We start from the raw sequence: 17,764 nt of genomic DNA on the forward strand, positions 1-17,764 counted from the left end.
TCTTGTGCCTGCTGGAACGTGTTCCTAACATCACTGGCGTTACATCGGTCGTGCCACAGCAAAGGAGCCGGATGACAACGGGACGGACGACCGGGCAGGCCGGGCAGGCCGGGCAGGGCCCACTGACCGGCGTGCGCGTGGTGGAACTCGCCGGGATCGGCCCCGGCCCCTTCGCGGGCATGCTCCTGGCCGACCTCGGCGCCGACGTCGTCCGCGTGGACCGCCCCGGCGGCTCGGCCCTCGGCATCGCCCCCGCCCATGACGTCACCAACCGCAACAAGCGCTCGGTGATCGTCGACCTCAAGGCGCCGGACGGCCCCGCGCGCGTGCTCGACCTGGCCGCCCGCGCCGACGTGCTCATCGAGGGAAACCGGCCGGGCGTGGCCGAGCGCCTCGGGGTCGGCCCCGCGGACTGTCACGCCCGCAACCCCCGACTGGTCTACGGCCGGATGACCGGCTGGGGCCAGCAGGGCCCCCTGGCCCACCGCTCCGGCCACGACGTCTCCTACATCGCCGTCACCGGCGCCCTCGGCATGATCGGCGCCCCGGACCAGCCGCCGCCGGCTCCCGCCAACCTGCTCGGCGACTTCGCGGGCGGCTCCCTCTACCTCGTCGTCGGCCTCCTCGCCGCCCTCCACCACGCGCGCGTGAGCGGCGTCGGCCAGGTCGTCGACGCGGCCATCGTCGACGGCACCGCCCACCTCTCCGCGATGATCCACGGCATGCTCGCCGCCGGCGGCTGGCAGGACCGGCGCGCCGCCAACCTCCTCGACGGCGGCTGCCCGTACTACGGCACCTACGAGACCGCCGACGGCGGCTACATGGCCGTCGGCGCCCTGGAGCCGCAGTTCTACGACGAGTTCGTCGACCTGCTGGGCCTGGCGGACTTCCGGGACGCCCGAACGGACTGGACGCGCTGGGGAGAGCTGCGCGAGGCCGTCGCCGCCCGCTTCAAGTCCCGCACACGCGACGAGTGGACGGCCCTTTACGAGGGCACCGACGCGTGCGTCGCGCCCGTGCTGTCGCTGCGCGAGGCCCCGCACCACCCGCACCTCGCCGCCCGCGGCACCTTCACCGACCACGGCGGCATCACCCAGCCCGCCCCGGCGCCCCGTTTCTCCGAGACCCCCACCGCCGTCCGCACCGGGCCCGCACGCCCCGGCGCCGACACGCGCGAAGTGGCCCGAGACTGGGACATACCGGGCCTCGTGGCGGATCTTGTGAAGACCTCCGAGAACACTCTCGCGCCCCAGAACGACTTCCCGCATCAGGGCGGCTGACCCCGCCCCGCTCGGCCCACCCTCCCGAAAGGCCTACCAGAGTGAGCACCGAAGCGTACGTGTACGACGCGATCCGCACCCCGCGCGGCCGCGGCAAGGCGAACGGCGCCCTGCACGGAACGAAGCCCATCGACCTCGTCGTCGGACTCATCCACGAGCTGCGAAGCCGCTTCCCCGGCCTCGACCCGGCCGCGATCGACGACATCGTGCTGGGCGTCGTCGGACCGGTGGGCGACCAGGGCTCCGACATCGCGCGCATCGCCGCGATCGCGGCCGGTCTGCCCGACACCGTGGCCGGCGTGCAGGAGAACCGCTTCTGTGCCTCGGGTCTGGAGGCGGTCAACCTGGCCGCCGCCAAGGTCCGTTCGGGTTGGGAGGACCTCGTCCTGGCGGGCGGCGTGGAGTCGATGTCCCGGGTGCCGATGGCCTCGGACGGCGGCGCCTGGTTCAACGACCCGATGACCAACCTGGCCGTCAACTTCGTTCCCCAGGGCATCGGCGCCGACCTCATCGCCACCATCGAGGGCTTCTCCCGGCGCGACGTCGACGAGTACGCGGCCCTGTCGCAGGAGCGGGCGGCGACGGCCTGGAAGGAGGGCCGCTTCGACCGCTCGGTCGTCCCCGTGAAGGACCGCGCCGGCCTCGTCGTCCTCGACCACGACGAGCACCCGCGGCCCGGCACCACGGCCGACTCCCTGGGGAAGCTCAAGCCCTCCTTCGCCGACATCGGCGAACTGGGCGGCTTCGACGCGGTCGCGCTCCAGAAGTACCACTGGGTGGAGAAGATCGACCACGTCCACCACGCGGGCAACTCCTCCGGCATCGTCGACGGCGCCTCCCTGGTCGCGATCGGCTCCAAGGAGGTCGGCGAGCGCCACGGCCTCACCCCGCGCGCGCGGATCGTCTCCGCCGCGGTCTCCGGCTCCGAGCCGACGATCATGCTCACCGGCCCCGCGCCTGCCACCCGCAAGGCGCTCGCGAAGGCCGGCCTGACCATCGACGACATCGACCTCGTCGAGATCAACGAGGCGTTCGCGGCGGTCGTCCTGCGCTTCGTCAAGGAAATGGGCCTGTCCCTGGACAAGGTCAACGTCAACGGCGGCGCGATCGCCCTCGGCCACCCGCTCGGCGCCACCGGCGCGATGATCCTCGGCTCGCTCGTCGACGAGCTGGAACGCCAGGACAAGCGCTACGGCCTCGTCACGCTGTGCGTGGGCGGCGGCATGGGCGTAGCCACCGTCGTCGAGCGCGTCTGACCACCCCAGCGGCAGCCCCAAGACTTCTACGGAGACCACCGTCATGACACTGAGCACCACCATCCGCTGGGAACAGGACCGCACCGGCCTGGTCACCCTCGTCCTCGACGACCCGGACCAGTCCGCCAACACCATGAACGCGGCGTTCCGCGCCTCCCTCGCCGCGGTCGCCGACCGCCTGGAGGCCGAGAAGGACACCGTCCGGGGCGTCGTCATCACCTCCGCCAAGAAGACCTTCTTCGCCGGCGGCGACCTGCGCGACCTCATCCGCGTCACCCCCGAGACCGCCCAGGAGCTGTTCGAGGGCGGGCTGGAGATCAAGCGCAACCTCCGCCGCATCGAGACCCTCGGCAAGCCGGTCGTCGCCGCGATGAACGGCGCGGCCCTCGGCGGCGGTTACGAGCTGGCCCTCGCCTGCCACCACCGGGTCGCCCTGGACGCGCCCGGCTCGAAGATCGGCTGCCCCGAGGTCACCCTCGGCCTGCTCCCCGGTGGCGGCGGCATCGCCCGCACCGTGCGCCTGCTGGGCATCACCGACGCCCTCCTCAAGGTCCTGCTCAAGGGCACCCAGTACAGCCCCCGGCAGGCGCTGGAGAACGGCCTGATCCACGAGGTCGCCGCCACCCCCGACGAACTCCTGGCCAAGGCCCACGCCTTCATCGACGCCAACCCCGAGTCCCAGCAGCCCTGGGACAGGCCCGGCCACCGCATCCCCGGCGGCACGCCCGCCCACCCGAAGTTCGCCGCCAACCTGCCCGCCTTTCCGGCCAGCCTGCGCAAGGAGACCAACGGCGCCCCCTACCCGGCGCCGCGCCGGATCCTCGCCGCCGCCGTCGAGGGCGCCCAGGTCGACTTCGAGACCGCCCAGGTCATCGAGGCCCGCTACTTCGTCGAGCTGGCCGCCGGGCAGACGTCGAAGAACATGATCCAGGCGTTCTTCTTCGACCTCCAGGCCGTCAACTCCGGCGCCAACCGCCCCAAGGGCGTCGCGCCCCGCCAGGTGCGCAAGGTCGCCGTCCTGGGCGCCGGGATGATGGGCGCCGGCATCGCCTACTCGTGCGCCCGCGCGGGCATCGACGTCGTCCTGCGGGACGTCTCCGCGGAAGCGGCCGCCAAGGGCAAGGCCTACTCCGAGAAACTCTGCGCCAAGGCCGTCTCCCGGGGCCGTACGAGCCAGGAGAAGGCGGACGCTCTGCTCGCCCGCATCACGCCCACCGCGGACCCGCAGGACCTGGCGGGCTGCGACGCCGTCATCGAGGCCGTGTTCGAGGACACCTCCCTCAAGCACAAGGTCTTCCAGGAGATCGAGCACATCGTCGAGCCCGACGCCCTGCTCTGCTCCAACACCTCCACCCTCCCCATCACCGTCCTCGCCGAGGGCGTCGAACGCCAGAACGACTTCATCGGGCTGCACTTCTTCTCGCCCGTCGACAAGATGCCGCTCGTCGAGATCATCAAGGGCGAGCGCACCGGGGACGAGGCGCTCGCGCGCGCCTTCGACCTGGTCCGGCAGATCAAGAAGACGCCGATCGTCGTCAACGACTCGCGCGGCTTCTTCACCTCGCGGGTGATCGGCCACTTCATCAACGAGGGCGTCGCCATGGTCGCCGAGGGCATCGAGCCCGCGTCCGTGGAGCAGGCGGCCGCCCAGGCGGGCTACCCCGGCAGGGTGCTGGCCCTGATGGACGACCTGACGCTCACCCTCCCGCAGAAGATCCGCAAGGAGTCGAAGCGGGCCGTGGAGGAGGCCGGCGGCACCTGGCCCGGGCACCCCGCGGAGACCGTCATCGACCGCATGGTCGAGGAGTTCGACCGCCCCGGCCGCAGCGGCGGCGCGGGCTTCTACGAGTACGGGGCCGACGGCAGGCGGGGCGCGCTGTGGCCGGGCCTGCGCGAGCACTTCACGCGCGCGGGCGCCGAGATCCCCTTCGAGGACATGCAGGAACGCATGCTCTTCGCCGAGGCCCTCGACACCGTCAAGCTCATCGAGGAGGGCGTGCTGACGTCCGTGGCCGACGCCAACATCGGCTCCCTCTTCGGCATCGGCTTCCCCGGCTGGACCGGCGGGGTGCTCCAGTACATCAACGGCTACGAGGGCGGGCTCCCCGGATTCGTGGCACGCGCGCGTGAGCTCGCCGAGCGCTACGGCGACCGCTTCACCCCGCCCGCGCTGCTGGTGGCGAAGGCGGAGCGGGGCGAGCCCTTCACGGACGCCCGCTGAACCACCGGCCGGTCACCGTCAAGGGGGAGCCGTCGTCCGTCGGCGGCTCCCCGAGCCACTCCCGCAGCTCCTCCGTGAGCGACCGCTGGAAGGCCGTCGGCAGCGCCTGGACGACCAGGGGCTGCATGTGCGACGAGAGCGACCTCACCGCCTGCGCGTCCCGCTTCGGCACCTCCTCGCGCAGCAGCCGGGACAGCTCGTGCGCCGCGTCGCGCGCATGGTCGAGGAGGACGGTCCGGGCCGCGCGGATCGACTCCGGCGGGAGCGGCACGTCCAGGAGGCGGACGCCCAGCCTGACCAGACCCGGATCGACGCGGTACGCGTCCGCGCCGCCCGGGTCTGCGGTGCGGGCCTGCACCACGCCCATCGCGACGAGCCGGTCCACGTCCTCCGCGCCGAGCGTCCGCCCCGCCCGCCGCCGGAGTTCCTCCGGCGTCACGGTCTCCACGGCGTCCGGCGCCAGGAGGCCACCACGGCCCGGTGCACGGCGAGGTCATGGGCGTCGAGACCGGGCGGCAACCGGTCCAGACAGCGCTCGATCGCCGTCGGCGTCAGGCCCTGCCGCCGCAGCTCCTCGATCAGCGCGAGGCGGGCGAGATGCCCGGCGCCGTAGTGCCCCACCCGGCGCGGCCCGATGACCGGCGGGGGCAGGAGCCCCTTGGCGCCGTGGAAGCGCACCGTCCGCACCGTGACTCCCGCCCGGGCGGCCAGTTCGTCCACCGTGAGGGCCGGCTCGTCCGTCTCGCTCGTCAGGCGCGGCAGTATCGCCGTCGCGGCTCGTGGAGCAGCGGCTCGGGGCCCGTTGTCAGTGGCACCGCCTACGGTGGCGTCATGTCGGAGATCGCTTATGTCCGGGGTGACGCCACCGTTCCGTCGGTGAAGGGCGTCAAGGTGATCGCCCATGTCTGCAACGACATCGGGGGATGGGGCAAGGGCTTCGTCCTGGCGCTGTCCCGCCGCTGGCCGGAGCCGGAGGCCGCCTACCGAGCCTGGCACCGCGACCGGGCCGCCAACGACTTCGGCCTGGGCGCGCTCCAGCTCGTCCAGGTGGAGCGGTACGTGTGGGTCGCCAACCTGGTCGGCCAGCGCGGCACCCGGACCGGCAGCAAGGGCGTCCCGGTGCGCTACGAGGCCATCGACACCGCGCTGTCCGGGCTCGCCGACCGGGCGCTCGAACTCGGCGCGTCGGTCCACATGCCGCGGATAGGCTGCGGACTGGCCGGCGGCAAGTGGTCCCGCGTCGAGCCGCTGGTCACCGAGCGGCTGGTGCGGCGGGGCGTCGCGGTGACGGTGTACGACCACGGGGAGGGGTAGCGCACATGCGCGAAGGCATGCGCGGGGACGTGCACCCTGACTTCCACGGGGACATGAGCGAGGACACGGTCGGGGACGTCGACGTCCTGGTCCTGGGCGGGGCCGGCGTCGACACGATCGTGTACGTGCCGGAGCTGCCGCTCCCGTACGCCGACAGCTACATGATCGACAGCGGGATCCGGGCCCGCGCCGGACAGACCGGCGACTTCGTCGCCCTGGGCCTCGCCGCCCTCGGCCTGCGCACCCACCACCTGGACTTCCTCGGCGACGACCCCGAGGGCGACCTGGTCCGCGCCCTGCACGAGAAGCACGGCATCGCCCTCACCGCGATTCCGCAGCCCGCCGGAACCAAGCGCGCGGTCAACCTGGTGAGCCCGGACGGCCGGCGGCTCTCGCTGTACGACACCAGCCGCGGGCGCCCGGACGACCGCTTCCCCGAGGGCACCCTGCGGGCGCTGGCCGCGGCGAGCCGCCACGCGCACGTCTCCATCACGCAGCCCTGTGCCGAGGCCCTGCCCCTGCTGCGCGAGGCGGGCCTCGGCATCTCCACCGACCTGCACAACTGGGACGGGGAGAACCCCTACCAGGAGGCCTTCGCCCACGCGGCGGACGTCGTCTTCGTCTCCGCGGCGGTGCTGTCCGATCCGGAGGCGACCATGCGCCGTATCGCGGAGCACGGCCGCGCCGAGGTCGTCGTCGCCACGGCGGGCGCGCAGGGCGCGTATCTGCTCTCCGAGGGCGAGTTGACCCACATACCGGCCGTCACCCCGCCCGCGCCGGTGGTGGACTCCAACGGCGCGGGCGACGCCTTCGCGTCCGCCTTCCTCTTCGGCCGCCTCAGCGGCGAACCGCCGCGCCGATGCGCCGAGTACGGCGCACTGGCGGGGGCGTACGCGTGCACGGTGCCGTCCACGGAGAGCGCGGCCCTCTCGCGCGAAGCGCTGCTGGCCCGAGCCGGATCCTGAACGGGCGCGCCAGGCCTACTTGCGCCTGGCCGCCGTGAGGCCGATCAGACCGACGAGGACGACGACCGCGCCCAGCAGGGACAGCACGGGGATCCCGGCGATCAGCCCGATGCCGACCCCCAACGACCCGATGCCCGCTGTCACTCTCCACCCGACCTCGTTGCTGTTCTGCGCACTCGCCATGACCGTCCCCCCACCTCGTCCGTGATTCCTTCACGCGTTGTTACCCAAAGTCGACCGGAATCAGACGGGAGTTCGGGTCAGTGCTCGTGCAGGTCGTTCGTCGCCGCGATCTTCTTCCAGGACTTCGGCGGCACGGGCGCGCCGCGAACAGCGGCAGCGGCCTTCGCGGCCGGCGCGTCGGCAGCCGCCGGCGTCGTCGGTGTCGTAGGGGCCGTCGGTGTCGTAGGGGCCGTCGGCTTCGTCGGCTGGAACAGCCAGGTGTCGAACAGCGCGCCCAGCCGCTTCCCGGAGACCTGCTCGGAGTACGCCTGGAACTCGGCGATCGTCGCGTTGCCGTACGCGTGCTCCTGCGGCCAGCCCTTCAGAAGGGCGAAGAACGCGTCGTCGCCGATCTCGTTGCGCAGCGCCTGCACCGCCAGCGCGCCCCGGTCGTAGACGGCGATGTCGAACTGGTGCGCGGCGCCCGGGTCGCCCGGCTTCACCGTCCAGAACGCGTCGTCGGCCGGGTGCGAGGCGTACACGTAGTCCGCGAGTTCCTGCGCTGTGCCCTCGCCCTCGTGCTCGGACCACAGCCACTGCCCGTACCGCGCGAAGCCCTCGTTGAGCCAGATGTCCTTCCAGCCCTTCACGGACACCGAGTCGCCGTACCACTGGTGCGCCAGCTCGTGCACCACGAGGGAGCTGTTGGAGCCGCTCGCGAACTGCCGCGGGCTGTAGTACACCCGGCTCTGCGTCTCCAGCGCGAACCCGGTGGTGGTGTCGGGGACATACCCGCCGGCCGTGCTGAACGGGTACGGCCCGAAGTAGCCGCTCAGCCAGTCGACGATCTCGCCGGTGCGCTCCACGCTCGCCCGCGCGGCCCCGTCGTTGTCCCCGAGGTTCCTGCTGTAGGCGTTGATCACCGGCACGCCGCCCTCGGACGTGCTCGTCGTGACGTCGAATCTCCCGAGCGCCAGCGTGGCGAGATAGGTCGCCTGCGGCTTGTTCTGACGCCAGGTGTAGCGGGTCCAGCCGAGGCGTGAAGTCGTCGACTGGAGGGTGCCGTTGGAGATGGCCTGGGTGCCGTCCGGCACGGCCACCGACACGTCGTAGGTCGCCTTGTCGAGCGGGTGGTCGTTGCTCGGGAACCACCACCAGGCCGACTCGGGCTCGTCCGCCGCGACCGCTCCGTCCGGTGTGCGGTGCCAGGTGGAGAAGCCGTACGCGCTCTTCGTCGACGGCACCCCGCTGTACCGGACGACGACCGTCACGGACGTCCCCTTCGCCAGCGGGCTCTTCGGCGTGACCACCAGCTCGTGCTCGCCGGAGGTGGTGAACGCGGCCGTGGCGCCGTTGACGCGGACCTCGCTGACGTCCAGCAGGAAGTCCAGGTCGAAGCTCGACAGGTCCTCGGTGGTCCGCGCGAGGATCGTCGCCGTCCCCGCCAGCTCGTCCGTGGCCGGCTGGTAGGTCAGCCGCAGGTCGTAGTGGGAGACGTCGTAGCCGCCGTTGCCGTAGGCCGGGTAGTAGGGGTCGCCGATGCCCGACGCGCCGGGGGAGTGGCTCGCGGCGGACGCCGGGATCGCCAGCAGCACGGACGCGGCGGCGAGTGCGCCCGGCGCGATGAGTCTGCGGTGCACGAAAGCTCCAAGTCGTGGGGGACGGAGGTCTGTTCGGAGCCTATTGAGTCCCTGTGCGCGCAGTGGTGTCCACCGCCGCCCCTGTCACACGATCGCCATTCGGCCGTCATGGGCACACCCCTTTCCTGGATGCCTTTCGGTCACAGCGGGCGCACAGCGGCCCTCTTCTGCACGGGAGTTGACCGGGGTAGCGTCCCGCGCATGTCGACACGCATGCGCTTCACGATCTGGAGACCGCTCGCGAGTGCCGTCATCACCCTTGTGACGGCCGCCCTCCTCGCCCCGACGGCAGCCCACAGCGCCACGGGCGCCGCAGGGTTCTCCGGCCCCCCGCGCGAGAGCAGGCCCGTCTACTCCTACGAGCACGCCATCCGCGAAGCCGTCTGGGTCGACACCGGACTCGACGGCGACGGCGACGGGCGGACGGACCGCGTCGCCGTCGACGTCGTCCGCCCCCGCGAACTCGCCGCCCAGGGCCGCAAGGTGCCCGTCATCATGGACGCGAGCCCTTACTACTCCTGCTGCGGACGCGGAAACGAGAGCCAGCGCAAGACGTACGACGCGGCCGGGAACGTCGTCCGGATGCCGCTTTTCTACGACAATTACTTCGTTCCGCGCGGCTACGCCTTCGTCGGCGTCGACCTGGCCGGCACCAACCGCTCCGACGGCTGCGAGGACGTCGGCGGCCGCTACGAGGTCCAGTCCGCGAAGGCCGTCGTCGACTGGCTGAACGGCCGCGCCAAGGCCTACACCACCCGCACCGGCGGCGCTACCGCCAAGGCGGGCTGGACCAACGGCAGGACCGGCATGATCGGCAAGAGCTGGGACGGCACCATAGCCAACGCCGTCGCCGCCACCGGTGTGCGGGGCCTGAAGACGATCGTGCCGATCAGCGCCATCTCCTCCTGGTACGACTACTACTTCGCCCAGGGCGCGCCCCTCTACGACTCGGGGCCCGACTGGCTCGCCGACTACGTCGACAGCCCGGAGTCCCACGCCAAGTGCACGGCCGTCCAGCAGCGACTCGTGGACGAGGCCCCGCGCACCGGCGACCTGACCTCGCTGTGGGCCGAACGCGACTACGTCAAGAACGCGCACCGCGTGAAGGCCAGCGTCTTCCTCGTGCACGGCCTCCAGGACCTCAACGTCCGCACCAAGCACCTCGGCCAGTGGTGGGACGCCCTCGCGAGGAACGGGGTGGACCGCAAGATCTGGCTCTCCCAGACCGGCCACGTCGACCCCTTCGACTTCCGCCGCGCCGCCTGGGTGGACACCCTGCACCGCTGGTTCGACCACGAACTCCTCGGCTACGACAACGGCATCGACCGCGAGCCCATGGCCGACATCGAGCGCCACCCCGACCAGTGGGTCACCTCCACGGTCTGGCCGCCGAAGGGCACGCGGACCGCGACGCTGCGTCCGGCCGCCGGCGCCGAGTCGGGCGTCGGCACCCTCGGCCTGCGCAAGGCCGCCGGCACCGCGACCTTCACCGACGACCCGCGGGTCGGCGAGACCGAGTGGGCCGCGCAGATCGACACGCCGACCCCCGAGAAGGCCGGGTTCGTCACCGGCGCCCTCACCCGCGACCTGCGGCTGTCCGGCTCCTCGAAGGTCACCGTCACCGCCACGCCCAGCACCGCGACGGCGCATCTGAGCGCCGTCCTCGTCGACATCGGCCCCGACACCGTCCGGGACTACGCGGCGAGCGGCGAGGGCATCACCACGCTCGCCGACCGCACCTGCTGGGGCGCGAGCACCGCGGGCGACAGCGCCTGCTTCAAGGAGACGACGGCGAAGACGGCCGACGTCGGCCGGACGGTCGTCAGCCGCGGCTGGGCCGACCTGGGCACTTACGCCGACCCGGGCAAGGGCGTCCCGCTCACCCCGGGCAGGGCGTACACGATCACCCTCGACCTGGCGGCCACCGACCACGTCGTGCCGGCCGGACACCGCCTGGCGCTGATCGTCGCGGGCACCGACAAGGACCTCATCGACCCGCCCGCCGACACCCCGACCCTCACCCTGGACCTGTCCCGCACCTCGGCCCGGGTCCCGTTCGCCGGCGGCGCCGAGGCCTTCGCCCGCGCCACGTCCGGATCGGCGTCCCTCACCCCCGACACCGGGCCCCTGGACGGTGTACGGACACCGCACCACACGTACCGGATCCCGTGATCCCTGGGACGCCTGGCCAGGCCCTGTCGGCCGATCACGCCGCAGACGCGGGGTGTGGTGCGCTCCCCCGGAGGGGGTGCCCCCACCCCCGGAGGAGCACGCACCACACCCCGCTCACCGGCACTACCGAGGCACCGCCGCTTTCCTGCGACTTGATCGGCCGGACAGGTCTTGGTCGGCGGCCGGGCGAACGAGCTCGGCCGCCGCCTCCGCGCACCCCCAGGCCACCGTCACGCCCGCCCCGCCGTGCCCGTAGTGATGGACCACCGTCCGCCCGTCCGGCAGCGGGGTCCGCTCCAGCCGCACCGCGGCCCGGGCCGGCCGCAGCCCCACCCGGTGCTCCAGGATCCGCGCCCCGGCGACCTCCGGCCGCAGCGCCGCACACCGCCGGACGATCGCCTCTGCGGTCTTCGGGTCCGGCTCCAGCGACCAGACGTCGTCCTGCGCGGTGCCCCCCAGCAGCAGCCGCCCGGGCTGCGGGAAGAGGTAGGCCATCTCCCCGTCCGGGCCGGTGGCGACGAGCCAGGTGTCGACCCCGGGGTTCTCCACCACGACGAGCTGCCCGCGCACGGGCCGCACCGACGCGTCCGCCGCCAGCTCCCGCGCGCCCAGCCCGGTGCAGTTGACCACGACCGGCGCCTCGACCTGCGCCAGGTCGGTCACCGTGCGCTCCTCGACCGTGCCGCCCGCCCGCAGCAGCCGCTCCCGCAGCCACGGCAGATGTCTCGCCATGTCGATCAGCGGCAGCCGCGCCCGGATGCCGGCGCCGGCGGCGTACTCCCGCGCGGTGGACCGGCGCAGCCCGGCCAGCCGGCCGACGGCCCAGCTCTCGACGTCGGCCAGGTCCGTTCCGCCCATCACCCCGTCGACCAGGCGCACCCCGGTCTCCGCGGGTCGCGCGGCGAGCCGTTCGTAGATCTCCAGCGACCGCAGGGCCCACGCCCGCGCCGATGCCATCGGCTCGATGTGGTACGGCCACCACAGCCCACCGGCCACGGCCGACGTGGTCCGCTCGGCCGGTTCCCGCGTCCACACCCGCACCCGCAGACCGCGCTCGGCGAGGACGACGGCCGTCGCCAGCCCGATGACCCCGCCGCCGACCACGATCACATCACCGCTCGATCGACTGTCCACGCCCGGACGTTAACCGACCGCGCGGCCGTCCGGCGAGACCGCGGGGGACCGCGGCGGCCGGGAGCCCCGGACGACGACTAGGATCTACGACCTGATGACTGCCACCCTCGTCGCCAAGAACCTCGCCGCCGGGCACGGCGACCGCTCCCTCTTCTCCGGGCTCGACCTCGTCGTCGCCCCCGGAGACGTGATCGGGCTGGTCGGTGCCAACGGCGCGGGCAAGTCCACCCTGCTGAAGCTGCTCGCCGGGCTCACCACGCCCGAGCAGGGCGAGCTCAGGCTCTCCCCGCCGACCGCGAGCGTCGGCCATCTGCCCCAGGAACCGGAGCGCCGCCCCGGTGAGAGCGTGCGTGGGTTCCTCGCCCGCCGCACCGGCGTCGCCGAGGCGCAGCGCACGATGGACGAGGCCACCCAGGCCCTCGTCGACGGCGCGCCCGGCTCCGACGACGCGTACGCGACGAGCCTGGAGCGCTGGCTCGACCTCGGCGGCGCCGACCTCGACGAGCGCGCCGAGGAAATCGCCGACTCGCTGGGGCTCGGCGTGGACCTCGACCAGCCGATGACCGCCCTGTCCGGCGGCCAGGCCGCCCGCGCGGGCCTGGCCTCCCTCCTCCTCTCCCGCTACGACGTCTTCCTCCTCGACGAGCCGACCAACGATCTCGACCTGGACGGCCTGGAGCGCCTCGAACGCTTCGTGACCGGTCTGCGGGCCGGCACCGTAGTCGTCAGCCACGACCGCGAGTTCCTGACCCGCACGGTCACCAAGGTCCTCGAACTCGACCTCGCCCAGCAGCAGATCAACCTCTACGGCGGCGGCTACGACGCCTACCTGGAGGAGCGGGACGTGGCCCGCCGGCACGCACGCGACGACTTCGAGGAGTACGCCGACAAGAAGGCCGCCCTCCAGGACCGTGCGCAGACCCAGCGCTCCTGGATGGACAAGGGTGTGAAGAACGCGCGCCGCAAGGCGGGCAACGACAACGACAAGATCGGCCGCAAGTTCCGCAGCGAGGCCAGCGAGAAGCAGGCCGCGAAGGCCCGGCAGACCCAGCGGATGATCGAACGCCTGGACGTCGTCGAGGAGCCCCGCAAGGAGTGGGAGCTGCGCATGGAGATCGCGGCCGCCCCGCGCTCCGGCGCGGTCGTCGCCACCCTGCGCGAGGCCGAGGTGCGGCGCGGCGACTTCACGTTCGGGCCGGTCACCCTGCAGATCGACTGGGCCGACCGGGTCGCCGTCACCGGCGCGAACGGCGCGGGCAAGTCGACCTTGCTCGGCGCGCTCCTCGGCCGGATCCCGCTGGACGCCGGACAGGCCGGCCTCGGCTCGGGCGTCCTGGTCGGCGAGGTCGACCAGGCGCGGCAGCTGTTCCACGGCTCCGAGTCGCTGCTGGACGCGTTCCGCGCGGCCGTCCCGGACACCGAACCGGTCGAGGTGCGCACCTTGCTGGCCAAGTTCGGTCTGAAGTCGGACCATGTCGTGCGCCCGGCGGCCACCCTGTCACCCGGCGAGCGCACCCGCGCCGCTCTCGCCCTCCTCCAGGGCCGGGGCGTCAACCTCCTCGTCCTCGATGAGCCGACGAACCACCTCGACCTGCCTGCCATCGAGCAACTGGAGTCGGCCCTCGACGCCTACGAGGGCACGCTGCTCCTGGTCACCCACGACCGCCGCATGCTGGACGCGGTCCACGTCACACGCCGTCTGGAGGTCGCGGACGGCAAGGTGACGGAACGCTAGGACCTGTCCTGGCCGGCGTCCCGGGCGGCCCGTTCCACCCGCTCCCGGTGGGCCGCCCACCAGGCCGCGTCCGCCTCGGGTGTGTTGCGGCCGCCGGGCCGCTGGCCGACCGCCCCGTCGATCAGTTCCCGCACGATGTCGGCGTGTCCGGCGTGCCGCTGCGTCTCGGCGATCATGTGGGTGAGGCTGTGATGGAGCGTGAGCTCGCTGCCCGGGTCCCCGGGGATCCGGCCGACGGCGTCCAGCGGCAGCGCCGCGATCGTCTCGTCCGCGTGTGCGCAGGCCCGCCGGTACAGCCCGACGATCGCCTCCCGCGTCTCGTCGGCCCGCGCCCACAGGTCGGCGTTCGGCTCGGCGTCCCCGGCGATCCACAAGGGCGGTCCCGCGAACGGTCGGCCGTAGGTCGACCCGAAGTACAGCGCCTCCGCGCCCGCCAGATGCTTGACCAGCCCCAGCAGACTGGTGCCGGTCGGTGTCATGGGCCGGCGCACGTCGTACTCCGCCATCCCGTCGAGCTTCCACACCACGGCGTCGCGGGCGTCCTGAAGATACTTCCGAAGGTCTGTCTTCGCGTCCGGTCCGGTCATACGGACATTCTGCGGACCCCGAGATCTCCGGCAACAGCTTTTCAGACGAGGCGAGTCGCCAGCCCCGGGTAGTCGACGACGTACCCGTCCGCGTCGAACTCGACGTCGCTGCGCAAGGACCCGGAGCCGAACCGGACCCGGGTGCCTTTCCGACCCGGTCCGAGGTAGGTGTACGTCTGCCACGACGGCCGCACGGTCAGCGCCGGCACCGACACCCACGCCATCAGCAGGCGACGCTCGCCCGGCCCCCGGTGCAGCCCGTGGCGCAGCACCGGCATGGTGTTGGTGAGCGGGCAGAGGCCGAGGTCGCAGTCGAGGGCGCCGTCGAAGCCGGGCAGCGGCTCCCCGTCCGCCGTCCAGCCGCCCCGGCCGTCGTGCCGCAGATCGAGGGACCGCGTCCGCTCGGCCGTCTCCACGGTCACCCGCAGCCGCCGCGTGACGAACCCGTCGACGGCGTCGAGCTCGTACGACACCCAGTACGGCGCCGGCGTCGTACCGACCGCCCGCCCCCGGGCCCGCAGCACCCCGTCGCCGTCCTCGACCCACGCGGTCTCGTACCCCCCACTCGCGGCGACGCTCCAGCTGAGGACACGGGAAGTACGCATACAGTCACTGTACGAGGGGTGCCGGGGACGGGCCCCGCACGTGTGGCCCGCGGTCGGGCATGTCGCATGTGCGCGGCCACGCCCCCGCCTGCCGCAGCAGAAGGCCGACCGCGCCGCGGCCCGCGCGTTGTTGGGCCCCGACAGCCGTACTCGGGCTGCCCGGGTCCGACCTGCCTCAGCCGTCCCCCGCTTCGCACGGCCCGGGCTCACCTCGCTTCGGCCGAACCGCCGGGCCCGCCGCGCCTCACGCGAGGTCGGGCCCGACGCCTCACGTTCTGCTCAGCGCTTGCCCTTCTTCGGGTCGGCCAGGCCGGCTCGGCGCAGGGCGTCGGCCATCGCGCTGTTGGCCGGCGGGGGAGCCTGGCGGGAACCGCCGCCGGCGCCTCCGCCGCGCTGGCCGCCCTGCTGGCGTTGCTGCGGCGGGCGACCGCCGCCTCGCTGCTGCCGACCGCCGCCGGAGGACCGGTCCTGGCCCTGCGGGGCCGCCTCGTCGTCCAGACGGAGCGTCAGCGAGATCCGCTTGCGCGGGATGTCGACGTCGAGGACCTTCACCTTGACGATGTCACCGGGCTTGACGACGTCCCGAGGGTCCTTGACGAACGTCTTCGACAGGGCGGAGACATGCGCCAGACCGTCCTGGTGGACGCCGATGTCGATGAATGCCCCGAAGGCCGCCACGTTCGTCACGACCCCCTCCAGGACCATCCCGGAGGACAGGTCGGAGATCTTCTCCACGCCCTCCTTGAAGGTGGCCGTCTTGAAGGCGGGCCGCGGGTCGCGACCGGGCTTCTCCAGCTCCTTGAGGATGTCGCTGACGGTCGGCAGACCGAACGTCTCGTCCACGAAGTCGTTCGCCCGCAGCGAGCGAAGGACGCCCGTGTTGCCGATCAGGGACGCCACCTCCTGGCCGGAGGTCTTCACCATGCGCCGCACCACCGGGTACGCCTCCGGGTGCACGCTGGAGGAGTCCAGCGGGTCGCTGCCGCCGCGGATGCGCAGGAAGCCCGCACACTGCTCGTAGGCCTTCGGGCCGAGCCGGGCCACCTTCTTCAGCTCGGAGCGGGAGGTGAACGGCCCGTTGGCGTCCCGGTGCGACACGATGTTCTCGGCGAGGCCCGAGGAGATCCCGGACACGCGCGACAGCAGCGGCGCCGAGGCCGTGTTGACGTCCACGCCCACGCCGTTCACGCAGTCCTCCACCACCGCGTCCAGCGACCGCGACAGCTTCACCTCGGACAGGTCGTGCTGGTACTGGCCGACGCCGATCGACTTCGGGTCGATCTTCACCAGCTCGGCGAGCGGGTCCTGGAGGCGGCGCGCGATCGAGACGGCGCCGCGCAGCGACACGTCCATCTCGGGCAGCTCCTGCGAGGCGAACGCGGAGGCCGAGTACACGGACGCGCCGGCCTCGGACACCATCACCTTGGTGAGCCGCAGCTCCGGGTGCTTGGCGATGAGCTCACCGGCGAGCTTGTCGGTCTCCCGGGACGCCGTGCCGTTGCCGATGGCGATCAGCTCGACCGCGTGCTCCTTCGACAGCCGCGCGAGCCCCGCGATCGCCTCGTCCCACTTGTTCGCGGGGACGTGCGGGTAGATCACGTCGGTGGCGACGACCTTGCCGGTCGCGTCGACGACGGCGACCTTCACGCCGGTACGGAACCCGGGGTCCAGGCCGAGCGTCGCACGCGTGCCGGCCGGGGCGGCGAGCAGCAGGTCACGGAGGTTCGCGGCGAACACGTCGACCGCCTCGTCCTCGGCGGCCGTCCGCAGCCGCAGCCGCAGGTCGATGCCGAGGTGGACGAGGATCCGGGTGCGCCAGGCCCAGCGGACCGTGTCCGTCAGCCACTTGTCGCCCGGGCGGCCGCGGTCGGCGATCTTGAACCTCGACGCCACGATGGGTTCGTACGACGACGGACCCGGCTGCTCGGAGGGTTCCTCCGGCTCCAGGACGAGGTCGAGGACGTCCTCCTTCTCGCCGCGCAGCATCGCCAGGATCCGGTGCGAGGGCAGCGCGGTGAACGGCTCGGCGAAGTCGAAGTAGTCGGCGAACTTCGCGCCCGCCTCCTCCTTGCCCTCGCGCACCTTGGCCGCGAGCCGCCCGCGCGTCCACATGCGCTCGCGCAGCTCGCCGATCAGGTCGGCGTCCTCCGAGAACCGCTCGGTGAGGATCGCCCGCGCGCCGTCCAGCGCGGCCTGCGGATCGGCGACGCCCTTGTCGGCGTCGACGAACGCGGCGGCCGCAGTGAGCGGATCGACCGACGGGTCGCCGAGCAGCCCCTCGGCGAGCGGCTCGAGGCCCGCCTCGCGCGCGATCTGCGCCTTGGTGCGCCGCTTGGGCTTGAACGGCAGGTAGATGTCCTCGAGGCGCGCCTTGGTCTCGGCCCCGCGGATCTGCGCCTCGAGCGCGTCGGTCAGCTTGCCCTGCTCGCGGACCGACTCCAGGATCGCCGTCCGCCGCTCCTCCAGCTCCCGCAGATAGCGCAGCCGCTCCTCGATCGTGCGCAGCTGCGCGTCGTCGAGCATCTCGGTCGCTTCCTTGCGGTAGCGGGCGATGAAGGGCACCGTCGAGCCGCCGTCGAGCAGCTCCACGGCGGACCTCACCTGCCGCTCCCGTACGCCGAGCTCCTCGGCGATCCTGCCTTCGATGGACCCTACTTCGATGGACCCGGGTGTCGTCACGATCCCGTACCGCC

General features: G+C 72.6%; 13 protein-coding genes and 1 pseudogene. 7 read left to right on the forward strand and 7 right to left on the reverse strand.

What is annotated here, in order from left to right:
* Nucleotides 1-71: 71 nt before the first annotated feature.
* From AB0J04_RS02030 to AB0J04_RS02040, 3 genes are read left to right on the forward strand one after another with little or no spacing between them, the layout of a single operon-like run.
* Nucleotides 72-1,280: a CaiB/BaiF CoA-transferase family protein gene (locus tag AB0J04_RS02030; protein WP_363166425.1), complete on the forward strand. Its 1,209-nt coding sequence runs from the start codon at nucleotides 72-74 to the stop codon at nucleotides 1,278-1,280.
* Nucleotides 1,281-1,321: 41 nt separating this feature from the next.
* A complete protein-coding gene (locus AB0J04_RS02035; RefSeq protein ID WP_363166426.1) occupies nucleotides 1,322-2,536 on the forward strand; it encodes an acetyl-CoA C-acetyltransferase in 1,215 nt (404 codons plus the stop codon).
* A 43-nt stretch (nucleotides 2,537-2,579) separates the two neighbouring features.
* The gene (locus AB0J04_RS02040; protein WP_363166427.1) at nucleotides 2,580-4,757 is read left to right on the forward strand and encodes a 3-hydroxyacyl-CoA dehydrogenase NAD-binding domain-containing protein; all 2,178 of its coding nucleotides are present in this window, start codon (nucleotides 2,580-2,582) and stop codon (nucleotides 4,755-4,757) included.
* Here the strand turns inward: AB0J04_RS02040 and AB0J04_RS02045 are convergent.
* A pseudogene (locus AB0J04_RS02045) lies at nucleotides 4,741-5,510 on the reverse strand (MerR family transcriptional regulator). The gene AB0J04_RS02040 and the pseudogene AB0J04_RS02045 overlap by 17 nt on opposite strands.
* Nucleotides 5,511-5,588: 78 nt before the next feature.
* On the opposite strand from AB0J04_RS02045, the gene AB0J04_RS02050 reads away from it, so the two are divergent.
* Both AB0J04_RS02050 and AB0J04_RS02055 read left to right on the forward strand, forming a co-directional pair.
* On the forward strand, nucleotides 5,589-6,071 hold the full coding sequence (locus AB0J04_RS02050) for a macro domain-containing protein (protein WP_363166428.1): 483 nt from the start codon (nucleotides 5,589-5,591) through the stop codon (nucleotides 6,069-6,071).
* A 53-nt stretch (nucleotides 6,072-6,124) separates the two neighbouring features.
* Nucleotides 6,125-7,036, forward strand: coding sequence for an adenosine kinase (locus AB0J04_RS02055; RefSeq protein WP_363166509.1), 912 nt, complete (start codon nucleotides 6,125-6,127; stop codon nucleotides 7,034-7,036).
* Nucleotides 7,037-7,051: 15 nt separating this feature from the next.
* Here AB0J04_RS02055 and AB0J04_RS02060 read toward each other — a convergent pair whose 3' ends face one another.
* Together AB0J04_RS02060 and AB0J04_RS02065 are read right to left on the reverse strand one after the other, a co-directional pair.
* Nucleotides 7,052-7,219 carry a hypothetical protein gene (locus tag AB0J04_RS02060; RefSeq protein WP_363166429.1) on the reverse strand — a complete coding sequence of 56 codons (168 nt, stop codon included), beginning with the start codon at nucleotides 7,217-7,219 and terminating at the stop codon, nucleotides 7,052-7,054.
* Between the two features lie 77 nt (nucleotides 7,220-7,296).
* A complete protein-coding gene (locus tag AB0J04_RS02065; protein ID WP_363166430.1) occupies nucleotides 7,297-8,838 on the reverse strand; it encodes a M1 family metallopeptidase in 1,542 nt (513 codons plus the stop codon).
* A gap of 201 nt (nucleotides 8,839-9,039) precedes the next feature.
* Between AB0J04_RS02065 and AB0J04_RS02070 the strand changes: the two genes are divergently transcribed.
* Complete coding sequence (locus AB0J04_RS02070; protein ID WP_363166431.1) at nucleotides 9,040-11,010, forward strand: Xaa-Pro dipeptidyl-peptidase; 1,971 nt, start codon at nucleotides 9,040-9,042, stop codon at nucleotides 11,008-11,010.
* Nucleotides 11,011-11,133: 123 nt separating this feature from the next.
* On the opposite strand, the gene AB0J04_RS02075 is transcribed toward AB0J04_RS02070, so the two are convergent.
* Complete coding sequence (locus AB0J04_RS02075; RefSeq protein WP_363166432.1) at nucleotides 11,134-12,144, reverse strand: FAD-dependent oxidoreductase; 1,011 nt, start codon at nucleotides 12,142-12,144, stop codon at nucleotides 11,134-11,136.
* A gap of 94 nt (nucleotides 12,145-12,238) precedes the next feature.
* On the opposite strand from AB0J04_RS02075, the gene AB0J04_RS02080 reads away from it, so the two are divergent.
* The gene (locus AB0J04_RS02080) at nucleotides 12,239-13,879 is read left to right on the forward strand and encodes an ABC-F family ATP-binding cassette domain-containing protein (RefSeq protein WP_363166433.1); all 1,641 of its coding nucleotides are present in this window, start codon (nucleotides 12,239-12,241) and stop codon (nucleotides 13,877-13,879) included.
* On the opposite strand, the gene AB0J04_RS02085 is transcribed toward AB0J04_RS02080, so the two are convergent.
* The 3 genes from AB0J04_RS02085 to AB0J04_RS02095 form a co-directional block, all read right to left on the reverse strand.
* Complete coding sequence (locus AB0J04_RS02085) at nucleotides 13,876-14,466, reverse strand: DinB family protein (protein ID WP_363166434.1); 591 nt, start codon at nucleotides 14,464-14,466, stop codon at nucleotides 13,876-13,878. The genes AB0J04_RS02080 and AB0J04_RS02085 overlap by 4 nt on opposite strands.
* A gap of 41 nt (nucleotides 14,467-14,507) precedes the next feature.
* Complete coding sequence (locus tag AB0J04_RS02090; RefSeq protein ID WP_363166435.1) at nucleotides 14,508-15,071, reverse strand: putative glycolipid-binding domain-containing protein; 564 nt, start codon at nucleotides 15,069-15,071, stop codon at nucleotides 14,508-14,510.
* Nucleotides 15,072-15,350: 279 nt separating this feature from the next.
* Entirely contained in the window at nucleotides 15,351-17,750 is a 2,400-nt protein-coding gene (locus AB0J04_RS02095; protein ID WP_363166436.1) for a Tex family protein, read from the reverse strand.
* Nucleotides 17,751-17,764 lie beyond the last annotated feature (14 nt).

It is taken from the genome of Streptomyces sp. NPDC050263 (assembly GCF_040655955.1).
GTDB lineage: Bacteria > Actinomycetota > Actinomycetes > Streptomycetales > Streptomycetaceae > Streptomyces.